Genomic DNA, 17,346 nt, shown 5'->3' with positions numbered 1-17,346 from the left:
AATGATGTGACGTTCTGTTAGCTGCATTCTCAACCTCCTGACCACATAATACCATGCTTGATTACTTATGCTTACAAACTGAATGAAGTTTTACAATACTCGGCACATTCCCTCATCTAGTAGGTTGGAGAGGGGGAGAGGGGGAGAGGGGGAGAGATGGGTGCTAACTTAGATTGTCACATCCTTAGCGGGCGATCGATGTTTGCGGGTAGGGAAACGGCAGGGTGCGGTGTCCTCCCTCCATCTACCGCCCCTGCACGGCTGGATGTACGATTGTCACATCCTTGGCCGGTTTAGAGGGCAATTTCATCATCCCATCCGGTGGATTTTACCCGTTTCCCACAGTCAGGAGACGGTAGTACCCATTGGTATCAACTTAAGCCGTTAGCCCGCCAGATTCCTGCCGCCCACCCGCCAGCCCGCCAGGGACTCAAGTCCCTGGCTAATAGAAGACAGTCCTCTCAAAAAGGACTAATGAGTTCTTGAGTCCTCTTTGAGAGGACTTTCGCTTTGATGCAGGGGTTTCAGCCCCTGCCGGACTATCGGACTGCGGGTTTGACGTTAAGTTGACACTCCTTGGGTAGTGCCGTGTCCCTACCACGATCGCGCGCCAGACCAAGATTGTGTATATTACAGCACGATTTGACCGCAACACTTAAAATAGTCTGGATTTAGCGATCGACTGCGCCCTTTCCCCATCAATATTTCTCCTTCGCTGGCGGCGCCTGTCAGCCGGAGTCGCGAGGTTCCGCTTCCAAAATGCTGATAATGGTGCACAATTTCAAATTAACAACAAAACTTGCACTGTTTTGAGTAAGCTTTTGGTGGAACAGCTCAGAGAGCCTGTTTCTCAGAATGATGCAAAATATCAAATTTATCATCAATCCTGTCCAATTACCAATTACGAACCTATGCCCCGCCGCCAAGACTTAAAAAAGATTCTCCTGATTGGTTCCGGCCCAATTGTTATCGGCCAAGCGTGCGAGTTCGACTATTCGGGGACACAAGCTTGCAAAGCTTTGCGAGAAGAAGGTTACGAAGTAGTGCTGGTGAATTCCAACCCTGCAACGATTATGACCGATCCGGAAACTGCCGATCGCATTTACATCGAACCCCTAACGCCGGCCATCCTCGAACAAATCATCGCTAAAGAAAGACCTCAAGCAATTTTACCGACTATGGGCGGTCAAACAGCACTAAATTTAGCCGTTGCCGTTGCTAAAAATGGTGTTCTGGAAAAGTACAATGTAGAGTTAATTGGCGCTAAATTACCAGCAATTGAAATGGCCGAAGATCGGCTGTTATTTAAGGAAGCGATGGCACGAATTGGTGTGGCAGTTTGCCCTTCGGGAATTGCTAACAATCTCGACGAGGCCAAAGCAATCGGCCACCAAATCGGTACTTATCCGTTAATTATCCGTCCGGCTTTTACAATGGGCGGCACGGGAGGCGGGATTTCTTACAATCAAGAAGAGTTTGAAGAAATGGCCCAAGGCGGTGTTGATGCTAGTCCGGTATCGCAAATTTTGATCGAACAATCTTTGATCGGTTGGAAAGAGTACGAACTGGAAGTGATGCGGGATTTGGCAGATAATGTAGTGATTATTTGTTCGATCGAGAATCTTGACCCGATGGGCGTGCACACGGGCGATTCGATTACCGTCGCACCAGCCCAAACTCTGACAGACAAAGAATATCAGCGCCTGCGCGATGCTTCGGTTAAAATTATCCGCGAAATTGGAGTAGAAACAGGTGGTTCTAACATTCAATTTGCAGTCAATCCAGTCAACGGCGATTTCATTGTAATTGAAATGAATCCCCGGGTTTCCCGTTCCTCCGCCTTGGCCTCGAAAGCAACAGGTTTCCCGATCGCCAAAATGGCGGCAAAATTAGCAGTAGGTTACACCCTAGACGAAATTTCCAACGATATTACCAAGAAAACTCCCGCGTCTTTTGAACCGACAATTGACTATGTGGTGACGAAGATTCCCCGATTTGCCTTTGAAAAGTTCCCCGGTTCCGAACCGAATCTGACAACGCAAATGAAGTCAGTAGGAGAGGTAATGGCGATCGGGCGCAGCTTCAACGAATCTTTCCAAAAAGCACTGCGGGGATTGGAAACTGGCCGCGCAGGTTTCGGATGCGACAAACCGGAAAAGTTGCCGAGTTTGGAACAAATTCGCGCCGGATTGCGAACGCCAAATCCCGATCGCATTTTTACAGTCCGCCACGCGATGATGATGGGAATGTCCGTGGAAGACATCTTTGAACTCACAGCAATTGACCCCTGGTTTTTGGATAAAATGCAGGAATTGCTGGAAGCCGAGAAGTTTTTGAAACGAACTGCACTCAAACAGTTGACAAAAGACACAATGTTTGAAATAAAGCAGTTGGGATTTAGCGATCGCCAAATTGCTTACGCTACAAAAACATCGGAAGATGAAGTCCGCGCCTACCGCAAACAGTTAGGCGTCATCCCGATTTACAAAACAGTCGATACCTGCGCGGCCGAGTTTGAAGCCTTTACACCATATTACTATTCCACCTACGAAGCTGGAGCAGCAATTTGGGAATTGGGCGATGAAGAAAAGAAGATTTCGCCTGTCGGCCACAGTCTGGCGCCGGAGTCGGAAGTTTTGCCTTCTACTAAGCGCAAAGTCATGATTTTAGGTGGCGGCCCAAACCGGATCGGACAGGGGATTGAGTTTGATTACTGTTGCTGTCACGCTTCCTATTCCCTCGGGGAAGATGGGTTTGAGACAATTATGGTCAACTCGAACCCGGAGACGGTTTCGACAGACTACGATACGAGCGATCGCCTGTATTTTGAACCGCTAACCAAAGAAGATGTTCTCAACATCATCGAGGCGGAAAATCCGGAGGGAGTAATCATTCAATTTGGCGGACAAACGCCGCTGAAATTGGCGATTCCTTTGCAAAAAGCTCTCGAAAATCACCCCGACGTACAAACAAAAATCTGGGGAACTTCCCCGGATTCTATTGATGCGGCAGAAGACAGGGAAAGATTTGAAAAGATTCTGCGGGAATTGGATATTCAGCAAGCTGCTAACGGTTTGGCCCGTAGTTTTCAGGATTCCTTAATAGTAGCTCAACGGATCGGTTATCCAGTAGTTGTGCGGCCGAGTTACGTGTTGGGCGGGCGAGGGATGGAAATTGTTTATTCCGATGCGGAATTGGAACGCTACATGACTTATGCAGTACACGTAGAACCAGATCATCCGATTTTAATTGACAAGTTCTTGGAAAATGCGATCGAGGTTGATGTAGATGCGATCGCCGATGCGACTGGCAATGTCACCATCGGTGGTATCATGGAACACATCGAAGAAGCGGGCATCCACTCCGGTGACTCGGCTTGTTCCATCCCTTACCAAACGCTTTCTGACGCAGCCTTAGTCACAATCCGCCGCCAGACAATAGAACTAGCAAAAGCCTTGAAAGTCATCGGGTTGATGAACATTCAATTTGCGGTACAAGGCGAACAGGTTTTCATTTTGGAAGCTAACCCGCGCGCTTCTCGTACAGTACCTTTCGTATCCAAAGCAATTGGAGTTCCCCTAGCCAAAATGGCATCGCGAGTCATGTCTGGCCAAACTCTGGAAGCTTTAGGTTTTACTAAAGAGATTATACCAATTCACGTTTCCGTGAAAGAAGCCGTGCTACCGTTTGCTAAATTCCCAGGAACTGATACATTGTTAGGGCCGGAAATGCGATCGACTGGCGAAGTCATGGGAATTGACACAGATTTCGGCAAAGCCTTCGCCAAAGCTCAACTCGGTGCTGGCCAAGTGATGCCGCAGTCTGGAACTGTGTTGGTTTCGATGCGCGATCGCGATAAACTAGCAGTAGTACCAGTAATCAAGGAATTCTTGGAATTGGGTTTCAAAATAGTCGCAACCCACGGTACGCGCAAAGTTTTGCGAGAGCAAGGTTTAGACGTAGATTTGGAATTGAAGCTGCACGAAGGGCGGCCAAATTTGTTGGATTCGATCAAGAATGAGAAAATCCAACTAATTATTACCACACCTTCCGGCGAAGAATCCCGCGCTGACGGCATCTTTATCCGTCGCACAGCTTTGACTTACAAAATCCCAATTATTACCACAATAGCCGGTGCTAAGGCGACAGCATCGGGAATTCGATCGCTCAAATCGCATCCGATGGAAGTGAAAGCAATTCAAGACTATTACCCGCAAGTGTAGAGTTATTGTAGGGTAGGCACTGCATACATTGCTGTAAATTTACGGTATAGGTACGTAGTTGCGCTTCAGCGCTCTTTTATATAAGACAAAAAAGAGCGCTGAAGCGCAACACGGTATAGGTACGTAGTTGCGCTTCAGCGCTCTTTTATATAAGACAAAAAAGAGCGCTGAAGCGCAACAACATACTTTTGAAAGTGGCGTAAGTTATGAAATCTATCTACGCACCGCCCAAAACCTAATCTGAATGAGAATCCAAAGCACCGCTAGACAGCATCAACCTCGGCCAAACCAACAAGAAAAATCCCATCCAAGTCAATAAAGGAATCGCGACTAAAACTGTTATCCAAACAGTTTTTAGCAAAAACCAACTACCAGAAATTAGACTTGTTCCTGTCAAAAGAATCGACCAAGGCTGACACCACCAAGGTTTGTAATTCCAAGGACTAACAGGTTTTTGTTCAGAAACAGTTTTCATATTTGCAGTGATTTTTTATAGATAATAACAGAGTTAGGCTAATCAACCTAATTTAAGCATACAGTACCTGTTCTGCTGTCAGCGTTAATTCTGGAAAAGTCCGAGACACAATTCGATCGCTGCCCTTAAACGTAGTTGTTTGATAATTACCGTCTGCATCCAAAAGGTGGACAAATACAGTCGCAACTTTCGGCTTTCCGATGAATTTTGAGCTAGCAATTCCCAAATAATCCACAACCCAATATTCTGAAATTCCGAGACGCTGATACTCATCAAATTTGTGAATATAATCGACATTCCAATTCATTGATGTTACCTCCACCGCCAACTGAATTGGTTCGCGCAAGGCAGCATAAGCCGAGCGGTCATATCGCCACAAATCGCGATCGATTACACTGACATCGGGTCTCCGCCCTTGTTCTACTCCAGCTTTATTTACAGTTCTGATAGCTGTTTGGCTTGTCACTACATAATTTAAGCTCAGATTTTTGATTTGAGCGTAAAAAGAGTCACGGATGTAGCCGGCAACATCAATATGATTTCGGGTTGAAATTATTTCGACAATTTCTCCATTTACCAGTTCATAGAGTCCATCTTCGGGACATTCTACAAGAAATTGGTCAAAGGTCAACTTTTCTGTGACTGTTGCAATCATAAGATATCCTTATTTTGCAGGAATACTATTAGTCTATACTAGCACAGACAAGAATGAATTTGTTTTTTTGACCGCAGATGAAGGCGGATGAGCGGGGACGAACAAAAGATCGTGAAGCGAAGCTATCGGGAGCGTGAATCACCCTTCTGATATTTGACACTAAATATTTGACGCTGATATTTCACGAAAATGGTAAAATGCGATCGCCCTAGCAAGTTGCATTTAAATATGTTACTGACTTGATACAGTAAAGTGACAATGCTAAAAACCGAGCCACTCCAAGGTCAATCCTGAACCATGAGACTAGACGAAGCCGTAGAATTTGCCGAAAACCCAGAGCCACGGTGTCCCTGCGTCCTCCTGCTGGACACCTCCGGCTCCATGCAAGGCGCACCCATAGACGCTTTGAATGAGGGGCTGGAAGTTTTTAGGAATGACTTAATTAAAGATGAACTAGCTAAAAAGCGAGTCGAAGTCGCAATTATTTCCTTTGACAATAATATCAAAGTCGTGCAAGACTTCGTGACCGCCGATCAGTTCGAGACACCGCTGCTGACAGCCCAAGGACAAACCCACATGGGCGCCGGCATTCAGCTAGCACTAGACACCATTGCAGCCCGCAAATCCGAATACCGCAACAACGGCATTACCTATTACCGCCCGTGGGTATTTATGATTACCGACGGCGAACCTCAAGGCGAATCGGACGATGTTGTGGAAATCGCAGCACAGCGGATCAAAGAGGAAGAAACTAACAAGCGCGTGGCTTTTTTTGCAGTCGGTGTGGAAGGTGCGAATATCTCCCGTCTCGCGGAAATTGTCGATCGCACTCCTGTAAAATTAAAAGGATTAGACTTTCGAGAGATGTTCATTTGGCTGTCGGCTAGTATGCAGAGAGTTTCTCACTCAAAAATTGACGAACAAGTCGCACTTCCACCGCCCGGATGGGGAACTGTTTAGTCAGTTGGCAGTTTGCAGTTGGCAGTTTGCATCAGTCATTGGTAAGGTGCGAAGTGCTTACAATGAATTGGGAGAATCTCAATTTTGCTTTAAAAGTGCGAGCGTCCCCGCTCGCTTGGTTATAGAAGCGAGCGTCCCCGCTCGCTTGGTTATAGAAGCGAGCGGGGACGATCGCTTGGTTATAGAAGCGAGCGGGGACGCTCGCACTACTACATAAAAATGCTTTTTACAACAATGAGATGCTCCCAATAAATTTCCATAGTTTTGAATTTACGAAGTTTTGAATACAAGAGTTATTAATGGATAATTCATTATTTAATTGGCAAGTTGTAGCCGCATCGGTGACTGGTACGAGCCACGAAAAACGATCGCAACCCTGTCAAGATGCCCACTGTTGGCGCGTCTTGTCTAACGGTGTTTTGGTAGCAGCGGTAGCTGACGGCGCGGGTTCGGCTGCACTGGCAGAAGTGGGGGCAAAAATTGCTGTGGAAGCGGTTGTGGAAACGATTTGTCAACAGGATTTGCAGCCTGAAAGTGACGAGGAATGGCAGGTATTTTTCACAGCATCCCTGCAAGTTGCGCGGGCGGCTGTGGAAGCGGAAGCTGCAACCCGGGAAGTGGCGGCGAGGGATTTAGCTTGCACTTTAATTGCGGTTGTGGCTACGCCGGAATTGATCGCGGTTGCTCAAATTGGCGATGGTGCGGCGGTGGCGGGCGATAGTGCGGGAAATGCGATCGCCCTTACGATACCTCCCTGCGGTGAATATATCAATGAAACCATATTTTTGATTTCGCCAAATGCGATCGAAACAGCGCAATTTCAGGTAATGCGGGAACCCCTGCGGCACTTGGCTGTGTTTTCCGACGGCTTGCAAATGCTCGCTCTCAAAATCCCGGAAGGTACGCCCCACGGGCCGTTTTTTGCACCTTTGTTTCGGTTTTCGGGCACGGCGAAGGAAGATGCGGATGCAAAAGAGCAATTAGAGTCGTTTTTGCGATCGCCCCGCGTGTGCGATCGCACCGATGATGACTTAACATTATTGTTAGCAACTTTTTCGAGTTCGGAGGCACAGGACAATTAAAAATAAACATATTGAAAAAGCCAACATCCATCTGCGTCAATCGGCATTTATCTGCGGTAAAAAATTCCCGATTCTGAATTTGGCAACAAGTCTAATCGCTTCAAATGAATGAGCGGCGAAAATTTGGTGCGCTTCTATAATAAAATCGAGGTGTCAACAATTCTGGTTTAATCTGTACAGTAGGTCGTCACTTGCAAGCACAAGAGATTAAGGATAAGCTCAACTCCCTAATTAGCGAAGCAGATCTTATAGATCCGAGTTTGGCGAGAAGATTGGATGAAATCAATCGCTGGGTGAAAGATGTCAAACCCGGTTCGCTAACTGCTAAGAAATTTGTGCTGGCTTTTTTGCTACAGCTTATGCGAGATTCTCAGGTTTGGCTGGCGCTTCAATCCCTATCTTCGGAAAGAGATCGAGAAACGGCGTTTGAGTCAATGACTCCGGGCGAAAGGTATTGGTACGGCTATCTATTTCCTAAATGGCTGAGTGAAAACGATCGCAAATTTTACATCTGGAAACAAAAACTCAAGGCGGGTAAATTCGATCCGGCTGACGATCGCGTCATTCGTGCGATCGCCGCCCGGATAGTCGAACGCCAAGGCAGTGTTTTGTATCGCTATGTAGCAGATCTTTCTATGGCTACCGATTCGATCGTCAGCAACCGCCAACAGCAGCCCCTGTGCATTCAAGTCACTACTCTTTCTGATGAATTTTCTCAACAAAAATATGAAAATTGGCAACAAACTCTTCGAGGTTGGGGGATTGACAGAGGACTATTTTTAAGTTATGATACAAAAGATGCAAATTTCCTGAACCAGTTAGTTAACATTGCATTATATAATAGTGATAATTTGCCCGCAGGTCGCTACCTCAAATTCCCATAAATTCACCCGATCTGCTGCTGAGAATAGTTCGACTGCTCAAAATTCGGTGAACAAGAAATTTTGAATAACTCGCATATTGCAGAATTTTAGACAATGCCACCAACTTAATCATCAGCCCGCTTCCATTGGGCCCGAAGGCTACGCCAAGATTTTTCCTCCCATTCTCTGTTTCCCGGGGGGATATGGCAAAGTGCGGAAACAGGTAATTGATACGAATGCTAAACAACGAGAAGATTTACGGCAGCAATCAATAGCGGTAAGGTGTGTAATTCGCACCCTACAAAAGATAGAGGTTCTGCGTAATTCCTGGCCCAGCAACGGGAAGATTTACCGCAGCAATCAATAGCCGTAAGGTGCACGGCCCGATGGCTGCCTGTGAAAGATAGAGGTTCTCCGGAATTCTTGGCTGAGAAATGGGAAAATTTACCGAAACAATCAATCTATTCATTCAGTTGACAATTGACAGTTGACCGCTTGAGGGCATTTGACAATCATAAGGAAGAGGATTGGAGTAATGAATAGTCTTCTCTTAATTCCTCCCGATCGGGCTTGGGGCTTTAAACCAATTCTTTCAGGTAAAATAACTAGCAACTGGGTATAAATTGAATTGAGATTAGATTGAAGTGCGCTGAAATTGTTGGAATAAAATCAAATTACATCAAAATCAATACTATGACAGTAAAAGGTACAAGCACCGTTGAAAGCAATTTACAAAAAGTCTTTGAAGAACTAGAATCTGCCCGAAAAATGCAGGATGATTGGATGCACCACGGGGTGGATTTTGTTGATTTGTATGTGGAAAATGCTGGCGGTGATTGGTTGGAAAAGTGGGCAAAATGTGAAGAAGAATTAGAGCAGATAAAATTTAAACAGGTAGATATTGAAGCAGTCAAAGTAGCGATCGGCATTTCGGACTTTGGGCAAACCGAACTGCTGGAAACGGCCTTGAGCAGCCGCTGCGATCGCCCGGAGGAGTCTCCGGCTGGGGAAGATGTGAAGCAAAAACGGCTTTCACTCTTAGGCGGAGCGATTTTCGGTGCTGTTGTTACCGATTACCTGTACCGCGAATATCCCGAACTCGACTGCGATGCGATTTCAACCTTAAAAGCTCGTTTAGCAGACAGTCAAAAACTCTCGGAATTTGCCGAAAATCTGAAATTGAACGAACTCTGTCGGGGAGCCGCCAGCGGGAAAGCAACAGAACAAAGCGAGTACAATAAATTTTTAGCCCAGATTTTTGAGGCTTTGTCGGGGGCGATTTACTTGGAATTCGATCGCGATTTTTTGCGTGCGGGTAACTGGCTGATCCAGCAGTCGATCGAAGGAACGATGGGCGAACACTTAGATCTAACTCAGCAGTCGAAAAGTACGCTCTTAAACGAGCTAAAACGGCGGGAAATCTTGGGTGCGGACATTCTAGAGGCGATCGCGATCGACTATTTGTACAACCGCTTTCCCGATCGCAACAGCAGCCAGTTAACCCGCTGGAAAAATCTGTTAGCCGCCAAAGAGATTTTTCCCAAAGACTTTAAGGCAAAATTAGGCAGTCATTACCTGGAATTGGAGAGCAATTTCTCGCGCACCCGCGACTGGTTGGTGGATAACTTCATCAAAACCGCAGTTGACGAACTGGAAGACGAAACAGGCGATCGGTTCATCAGTTGACAGTTGACAGTTGACAGTTGACAGCTACCTCTTGTGTGGATAGAAGAGGATTGGAGCAATGAATCATTTTCTTTGATTTCCCCCTAAACGGGGAGGCTTCAGACCCAATTTTATCGGTTAAACTAAAATCAACTCATTAAAAAGAATGGGAAAACAGCAATGGTTACACAACTGCAATCTCCCGAAAAATCAAATGTCATCTACCCCGACGATAACGGCGAACCGATGTCAAACAATACAGATCAGTTTCGATTAATTGTTTGGATTAAAGAAAACTTAGAATTGCTGTTTGCAAATGACCAGAATGTTTTTGTAGCGGGTGACTTGCTGTGGTATCCGGTGGAAGGAAATAATAAACTATGCCAAGCGCCAGATGTGATGGCAGTTTTTGGCATCCCCAAAGGATATCGAGGTTCTTACCAACAGTGGAACGAAGGTAATATTGCACCGCAAGTCGCCTTTGAAATTTGGTCGCCGGGAAATCGTCTGACTCCGATGATTCAAAAATTTCAATTTTACGAACGCTACGGTGTGGAAGAATACTATTTGTACAACCCGCAAACTTTAGAACTGACAGGATGGTTGCAGGTTGAGTCACAATTTGAAGCGATCGAACAAATGGACGGCTGGATCAGTCCGAGACTGGGAGTGCGGTTTCAATTATCTCAAACAGGACTCGAAATGTTCGGGGCTAACCAAGAACCGTTTATGAATTTTGTGGAACTCGATCGACTGCGACAGCAAGCCGAGGCGCGGGCCGAACAGGCAGAAATGCTGCTGGAACAAGAACGATCGCGATCGCAAGCCTTAGAATTAAGACTCCGAGACATGGGAATAGAGCCCGATCGACTGTAACCACAATTGCAAAATTGAACTATGGTGGAACAGGCATCTTGCCTGTTGCTGAGTTTTTCAGGACGGGCATGATGCCCATCCCACAATAAAATAGAATTATCGGTTTATCAGTGGGGTCGCTTTCTTCAATCTAAAATCTCAGATCTAAAATTCACGCATGAAAATTGGGGCTGAAGCCTTCCCGTTTAGGGGGAAATCAAATCCTCTTCTATCGACGGCTATGGGTAGCTGTCAACTGTCAACACTCCAATCCTCTTCTATCGACGGAAAAGATAGCTGTTAACTGTCAACTGTCAACTGTCAACTGTCAACTGATGACTAATCCTCTATCCCCTAACGGAATTCTATGCAGTTGCAACGCCAATTTAGCGGACAACTGATTGCGATCGACACCAACAGCGCGATCGCCAGTGGCGGTCAAGGTCGCATCTACCCGATCGCCAAAGACTCGTCCCTGGTAGCAAAAATCTACCACAAACCGACAGACGAAGACGGCGACAAACTCACAGTCATGTTCAGTATGCCACCGGATGCGCCGATCGCGGAACCGGGACACGCCTCAATTGCTTGGCCTCTCGATTTGCTGCATACTGTCGGCGGGCGCGAAAAAATCGTCGGTTTTGTGATGCCGCGCGTCAAGAAAGTGCTGCCGGTACACACTTTCTACACTCCCAAAACCAGGCGCGAACAAAAACCCCTATTTAACTATCTTTACCTCCACCGCACCGCCAGAAACCTTGCCTCGGCGGTAAATGCCCTCCACGTCAGGGGTTACGTCATCGGCGATGTCAACGAGTCAAATATTCTTGTCACGGATACGGCTTTGGTAACGCTGGTAGACACGGATTCGTTTCAAGTGCGCGATCCTTATACAGGTTACGTTTATCGGTGTCCCGTGGGGAAACCCGAGTTTACTCCGCCGGAATTGCAGGGCCAGACTTTCCGCGATATCGATCGAGCCCCAGAGCACGATTTGTTCGGTTTGGGGGTATTAATTTTTCAATTGTTAATGGAAGGTACGCACCCGTTTTCGGGAGTGTATCTCGGTAGCGACGAACCGCCGTCTTTGGAGGCGAGAATTCGATCGGGCCATTTCCCCAGCGGTACCAAGCGGATACCCTACCGCCCGATGCCCGCAGCGCCATCTTTCGAGATGCTGCATCCCCGGCTGCGACAGATGTTTATCCGCTGTTTTGAGGAAGGGCACGGGAATCCGTCGGCGCGCCCGGATGCGAAAACTTGGGTGAATGCGATTCGGGAAGCGGAAGATTCTCTACTTACTTGCAGCAAAAACACTCAGCACAAATACGGAAATCATCTGAGTCGGTGCCCTTGGTGCGATCGGGCAAAACTCCTCAAAGGTCGCGATCCGTTTCCTTCGCGGCAGGCAGTCAGCAACGGATTGCACTTGCAGCCCGCCAAAACCAAGCGTAAAAAGCCCCAACCACCACCCGTCGTGAGGGAGACCGCAGTGCGCCGACAACAGCCCTCGACGGGGCTGCCGCGCCAACTGGGCAACTATCAAATGCCGATGCTACCGATTCCTTCTCGGAGTCGGACTCCGGCGCCTCAGATTCCCCCTAGCAAGTTTGAGCGGATTGTTCAGGATGCTGCTTGGGGTGGTGTTTGGGGTACTTTGTGTTTGGCGGCGGTGGCGGGGATTTTTTCGGCGATCGCGGAGGGCGGCGGCGCGATTTTGGGGGCAATTTTTGTCGGTTCGATTTGGGGCAGTTTTTTTGGGATGATGTGGGGCATTTTTACTTTGTCGCCGAACCAGATTTGGCGGAAGTGGGGGGGAGTTTTGCTGGGGACTCTCTGGGGGGCTTTCTTTTTGGCTGCGATCAGCGGTGTGGTGTTTGGGGCGATTAGTGATAATCGGGCGATCGGGCAAGGGATTTTGTCGGGCGCGGGGATTGGTACTGTCTGGGGCTGTATTTGGGCGGCTTTTTCGCCTCCTCTGGCACTGCCGGTGGGGAGGGTGTGGGGCCGGCGGGGAGCATTCTTGGGGGCGGTTTGGGGAGCGTTTTTGGGGACTTTGGCTGGTGTTTTGCTAGGGGCTGGGTTAGTGGTTTGGCAGCAATATAACGGGCAGATGCGCCCGACGATCGAGTTTGGGGGTTTGTTGCTGGGTGTGGCAATTGTGGCGGCGGGTGTGGGTGCGATTGGAGGTTTAGTTTCTGGGAGTTTGTTGGGTGTTTGCGGGTTTGCGCCGAAGCTGCCGGTGTCGTTTCAGCCTTCGGGAATTCGGGGTGCGGCTTTGGGTGCGATTTGGGGGAGTTTTTTGGCGACTTTTGCAGGTGCGGTGTTGGGGGCGGGGGTTTGTGCGATATTTCCGACTCTGGGCGGTGGGGTGTCGGTGCAGTTGGCCCCTGTCGTAGGTGCGATCGTGGGGGCTGGTTTGGGGGCGATTTGGGGGGTAATTTCGGGTGCTGTTTGGGGCGCGTTGGGCAAGTGGTGATTTGATTTATAGCTTCAATTTGTTTTTTTGCACTCTTAGTTGCGATCGCGATCGAAGGTAATGTATTGAATAACGGACTGACAGAAAGCTACGGTGTGTGCTTAAGGTATGTTGTTGCGCTTGGGCGCTCTTTCAATATATAAGTAAGAGCGCCCAAGCGCAACTACGTACCTAATAATTCATTTTTATCTTGCGCCAGGTGAGTCCAGGAAAGTTTCAGATAATTGCATCTTTTCACTTAAGATGACAGTGACAATTCGGCTTTTCAATCAAAGACTCAACCAAAGCATTCAAAGCAACCGCCGCCAACAATCCGCCGCCAAAAGTCCCCACCGTCGTAATATAAGGAACGCCCGATCGCACTAACCGACGTTTCGCCACCGGAGAATGACTGAAGCCGATCGGCATTCCAATGACCAAAGCCGGTTGCAGTTGCCCGATCGCGATCGCCTCACAAACCGCCATCAGCACAGACGGCGCATATCCTACTACCAATATACAGCCTTTTTCCAGTTTCAACAACTTTTCAAACCACTCGCGCTCGTGCCAGAATTCCTGTTCCGCTTCCGCCGCAGCATTGATGTGCGGATCGTCAATTAAAGTTGTAATACTTGTTCCCAAATGCGCCAATCTTGTGTTATCCAAAGCGGCAAAAACAGGCGGCACGTCAGCCACAATTTGACACCGATTTTTCAAAGCTTCCCGGGCAGATTTAATCGCCGTTTCGCTTAACTTCACAAACGGCAGCAGCGAACAATCACCCGATGCTAACACCAGTTTTGACAGCAAGTCTACCTCAATTTCCGAGCGATCGCTCAAATCCGGCAACAAATGCTGCAACGACTCCCCAAACGCCTCCGGGTGAGTGTGGGCCCCCGCATCCCAAGCATCCCAAAGTTGTTCCAAATGTCCCAACCCGCCCTCAGTTTCCGCCTCCAACAGCCTCAATTGAGCCAGTGCGCCCGCTTGCACCGCTTGACACGAAAGATCCCGCCCCAGCAATCCTTCGAGGGCTGAAGCCGTTTCTCGCAGGCGCACAATCTGCTGAATTACAGACAGATATTGCCGTTGAAGAGTCGCCATCACCGCGTCTGGAGAAGCCTCCGCGTCTGTTTCTAAGAGTTTGCGGATGTGAGACAGTTGAAAGCCTTGCTGCTTGAGTGCAACGATTCTTTGGAGTCTTTGCACGTCGCTGCGGGTGTACAGTCTGTAGTTAGAAGTCGATCGCACGGCGGGAGATAGCAGCCCCAAAGCGTGATAGTGCCGCACCATCCGAGGCGTAATTGTGCCTTTTACTGCGTCTGTAAGTTGTTTGATTGTTAGATATTGTTGCTGCATATTGTTGTACGGGATTTTATGATTTTTTAACCGCAGATAGGGGCGGATGTACGGGGATGCACGCGGATGTGTGTTGGTAGCTTTTCAGAGTGGATTGTATATCTGACTATCGCATTTACCCCCAATCCTAGGAGTGAATCAATTCCCCGTCTCATAGCAGAAGTCGGTTAAAACCGACTGCAAAATTAGATGCCATTTTCAGCAAACTTCAGTCGTCTTTGAGACGACTTTTGCTTTGAGAAAGGGGTTTTCAACCCCTGGCGGGCTTTCGGAGTAGCGAGTTGAACCATCGCATCTCCGAACCGCCGATGCTTAATTTATTTTAGTTTTACTCTTGACATTGACACTAATGTCAAGGTTTACGATGCAGGAGTCATTCTACCAAATCAAATTTCTCCCATAACCGAAAGCAATTTTGTTCGAGACACCCGGTAGAGGCTGCGGAAACACATAAAAGTTCCGCATCCTGACAACCAGCCGCTGGATTCAACCACGGGCTTAATTCTTCAATCCCAAATCTAAAATCCAAAATCTAAAATCCCATGACTCCCAATTCCCTCCCCATTTCTCGCCTCTCGCGCCTCGCCGAAGAACATCCCGATGCTGTGACTGCCGCCCTGTGCGGAATTCTAGTAATTTTGGGTTCGATCGCCCTACAAGTCGGTTGGCTGGGCTTAGCGGTGTTAATATTGCCCGCTGCTTACGTTATCGGCGGCTATTCCAGCACCCGCGAAGGGTTGACTACGCTGTTTGAAGAACATGAATTAGATGTAGATTTGTTGATGATTGTGGCTGCTTTGGGCGCGGCCGGTTTGGGGCTGTGGCGGCGAGAATATCATTTAATTGTGGATGGTGCTGTTTTAATTTTAATCTTTGCAATTAGCGGCGCGCTAGAAGGTTATGCTATGCAGCGGACTGAACGGAGTATTCGCAGTTTGATGAGCTTGACTGCGGATACTGCGCGGGTGCTAATGTACGATGGGGAAAGGGAAATTGCGATCGACAAATTGGCAATTGGCGATCGTATTTTAGTCAAGCCCGGAGAAATCATCCCCACAGATGCGATAATTGTTGAAGGCTACAGCGCTCTCAACCAAGCCTCAATTACCGGCGAATCGATGCCCGTGGAAAAAACCGCAGGCGACGAAGTCTATGCAGGCACGATTAACGGTGCTGGCGCGCTACAATTGGAAGTGCACAAAAGTCCAGAAAGCAGTTTGATTCAGCGAGTGATTCGGCTGGTGCAACAAGCGCAAACCGAAGCGCCGCCTTCTCAGCAGTTTGTGGAAAAGTTCGAGCGCGGTTATGCTAAATTAATTGTCGGTTTAGGCTTGCTGCTAGCAACTTTGCCGCCCTTTGTTTTGGGCTGGAATTGGGAAGACACCATCTATCGGGCGCTGATTTTCCTAGTAGTCGCTTCTCCCTGTGCGCTGATGGCTTCGATTATGCCGGCGCTGCTTTCGGGGATTGCTAACGGCGCGAGACAGGGGATTTTGTTTAAAAGTGGCGCGCAATTAGAGATAATAGGTCAAGTTCGGGCGATCGCCTTTGACAAAACTGGAACCCTCACCACCGGAAAACCGCAAGTTATCCAAATTGTACCAGCAACCGGATATACTGAAACAGAAGTTCTGCAATTGGCTGCGGCTCTGGAAGCTCATTCCGAACACGCGATCGGCCAAGCAATTGTCCAAGCCGCAAATCAGCAACAGTTACCGTTGTCAAGTGCGATCGACGTACAAGCAAAAATCGGTCAAGGAATTGTCGGTAAAGTTAACAATCAAACCATTACTATTGGTAAAGCCAGTTTTGTCGGAGCAACTGCTGAGTTGACAGAAGTAAGTCATCAGTTGCAAGGGGAAGGAAAAACGGTTGTTTGGGTGGCAAAGGAGGATGAACTTTTAGGTATCATTGCAGTAGCAGATACAGTCCGCCCGGAAGCAGCAGCCACGATAAAACGCTTGCAAAAATTAGGCGTAGAACATATCATAATGCTGACAGGCGACAACCAGCAAACCGCTGAATATATCGCCCGCCAATTAGGCATCAATGAAGTGTACGCCGAACTTTTGCCAGAAGACAAAGTGCACCTAATTAAAAAGTTGCAAACCCAGTATCAAACCGTCGCAATGGTAGGAGACGGCATCAACGACGCCCCCGCCCTCGCCCAGGCTTCCGTGGGAATTGCGATGGGGATTTCCGGTAGCGATGTGGCTTTAGAAACTGCTGACATCGTATTAATGGCGGATAAGTTAGAACAACTTGATCGAGCAATTAGTTTGGGGCGTCGCGCTCAAAATGTAGTCAAGCAAAACATTATTTTTGCACTCAGTTGTATTATACTGTTATTGGCTGCTAATTTTCTCGGAAATATCACAATGCCGATCGGCGTCATCGGTCATGAAGGGTCTACAGTTTTAGTGACATTGAGTGGTTTGCGGCTGCTGAGACATTAATTAGATTAATCGTTTCCAGACGAATTTGTAGGGGCGGGTTCACCAACAATTTACGATAAAAATCAACAATTTCATAAACCCGCCCTCCCCCACCAACAATAAAAATGTACCATAAATTTATTTGTAAAATGTTGATGTAAATAATCGCGGGGATGGGGCGGGTTTATGAGATTATTTGTGGGTTTCATATATGGTGGGTGAACCCGCCCCTTGTATCTTAAAAGAGTCAGTCAGTCGATCGCCACGTCATTGATTCAATCATACCGATAATCAGGCGATCGTACAGACTTTCAGT

The 17,346-nt window shown here is 47.8% G+C and carries 14 protein-coding genes; 10 read left to right on the top strand and 4 right to left on the bottom strand.

The window, feature by feature from the left end; translation table 11 throughout:
* The first annotated feature begins 156 nt into the window (after positions 1–156).
* On the top strand, positions 157–297 hold the full coding sequence (locus JGK07_RS27905; RefSeq protein ID WP_293186273.1) for a hypothetical protein: 141 nt from the start codon (positions 157–159) through the stop codon (positions 295–297).
* A 333-nt stretch (positions 298–630) separates the two neighbouring features.
* Here the strand turns inward: JGK07_RS27905 and JGK07_RS27900 are convergent, their stop codons facing one another.
* The gene (locus tag JGK07_RS27900; RefSeq protein WP_293193436.1) at positions 631–777 is read right to left on the bottom strand and encodes a hypothetical protein; all 147 of its coding nucleotides are present in this window, start codon (positions 775–777) and stop codon (positions 631–633) included.
* A 134-nt stretch (positions 778–911) separates the two neighbouring features.
* On the opposite strand from JGK07_RS27900, the gene carB reads away from it, so the two are divergent.
* Positions 912–4,223 carry a carbamoyl-phosphate synthase large subunit gene (gene carB, locus JGK07_RS27895; protein ID WP_293243244.1) on the top strand — a complete coding sequence of 1,104 codons (3,312 nt, stop codon included), beginning with the start codon at positions 912–914 and terminating at the stop codon, positions 4,221–4,223.
* A 235-nt stretch (positions 4,224–4,458) separates the two neighbouring features.
* Here the strand turns inward: carB and JGK07_RS27890 are convergent, their stop codons facing one another.
* Both JGK07_RS27890 and JGK07_RS27885 read right to left on the bottom strand, forming a co-directional pair.
* Positions 4,459–4,698, bottom strand: a complete 240-nt coding sequence (locus JGK07_RS27890) for a DUF6737 family protein (protein WP_293186272.1) — start codon at positions 4,696–4,698, stop codon at positions 4,459–4,461.
* A gap of 52 nt (positions 4,699–4,750) precedes the next feature.
* Complete coding sequence (locus JGK07_RS27885; protein ID WP_293186270.1) at positions 4,751–5,353, bottom strand: Uma2 family endonuclease; 603 nt, start codon at positions 5,351–5,353, stop codon at positions 4,751–4,753.
* 297 nt (positions 5,354–5,650) lie between these two features.
* Between JGK07_RS27885 and JGK07_RS27880 the strand changes: the two genes are divergently transcribed.
* The 7 genes from JGK07_RS27880 (at position 5,651) to JGK07_RS27850 (ending at position 13,257) form a co-directional block, all read left to right on the top strand.
* Entirely contained in the window at positions 5,651–6,313 is a 663-nt protein-coding gene (locus JGK07_RS27880) for a VWA domain-containing protein (protein ID WP_293186269.1), read from the top strand.
* Positions 6,267–6,530, top strand: coding sequence for a hypothetical protein (locus tag JGK07_RS27875; protein WP_293203551.1), 264 nt, complete (start codon positions 6,267–6,269; stop codon positions 6,528–6,530). The genes JGK07_RS27880 and JGK07_RS27875 overlap by 47 nt, the downstream gene beginning before the upstream one ends.
* An 82-nt stretch (positions 6,531–6,612) precedes the next feature.
* Positions 6,613–7,395, top strand: coding sequence for a PP2C family serine/threonine-protein phosphatase (locus JGK07_RS27870; RefSeq protein WP_293186267.1), 783 nt, complete (start codon positions 6,613–6,615; stop codon positions 7,393–7,395).
* A gap of 191 nt (positions 7,396–7,586) precedes the next feature.
* Positions 7,587–8,279: a hypothetical protein gene (locus JGK07_RS27865; RefSeq protein WP_293186266.1), complete on the top strand. Its 693-nt coding sequence runs from the start codon at positions 7,587–7,589 to the stop codon at positions 8,277–8,279.
* A gap of 672 nt (positions 8,280–8,951) precedes the next feature.
* A complete protein-coding gene (locus JGK07_RS27860) occupies positions 8,952–9,944 on the top strand; it encodes a ribonuclease III domain-containing protein (protein ID WP_293193437.1) in 993 nt (330 codons plus the stop codon).
* Between the two features lie 159 nt (positions 9,945–10,103).
* Entirely contained in the window at positions 10,104–10,799 is a 696-nt protein-coding gene (locus JGK07_RS27855) for a Uma2 family endonuclease (protein WP_293186262.1), read from the top strand.
* Between the two features lie 346 nt (positions 10,800–11,145).
* On the top strand, positions 11,146–13,257 hold the full coding sequence (locus tag JGK07_RS27850) for a DNA-binding protein (RefSeq protein ID WP_293186261.1): 2,112 nt from the start codon (positions 11,146–11,148) through the stop codon (positions 13,255–13,257).
* 234 nt (positions 13,258–13,491) lie between these two features.
* Here JGK07_RS27850 and JGK07_RS27845 read toward each other — a convergent pair whose 3' ends face one another.
* The gene (locus JGK07_RS27845; protein ID WP_293226167.1) at positions 13,492–14,595 is read right to left on the bottom strand and encodes a precorrin-8X methylmutase; all 1,104 of its coding nucleotides are present in this window, start codon (positions 14,593–14,595) and stop codon (positions 13,492–13,494) included.
* A 542-nt stretch (positions 14,596–15,137) separates the two neighbouring features.
* Here JGK07_RS27845 and JGK07_RS27840 point away from each other — a divergent pair.
* Positions 15,138–17,051 carry a heavy metal translocating P-type ATPase gene (locus JGK07_RS27840; protein WP_293243240.1) on the top strand — a complete coding sequence of 638 codons (1,914 nt, stop codon included), beginning with the start codon at positions 15,138–15,140 and terminating at the stop codon, positions 17,049–17,051.
* Positions 17,052–17,346 lie beyond the last annotated feature (295 nt).

It is taken from the genome of Microcoleus sp. PH2017_24_DOB_U_A (genome assembly GCF_020738205.1).
Taxonomy (GTDB): domain Bacteria; phylum Cyanobacteriota; class Cyanobacteriia; order Cyanobacteriales; family Microcoleaceae; genus Microcoleus.
This window is presented reverse-complemented; position numbering and strand designations above follow the sequence as displayed.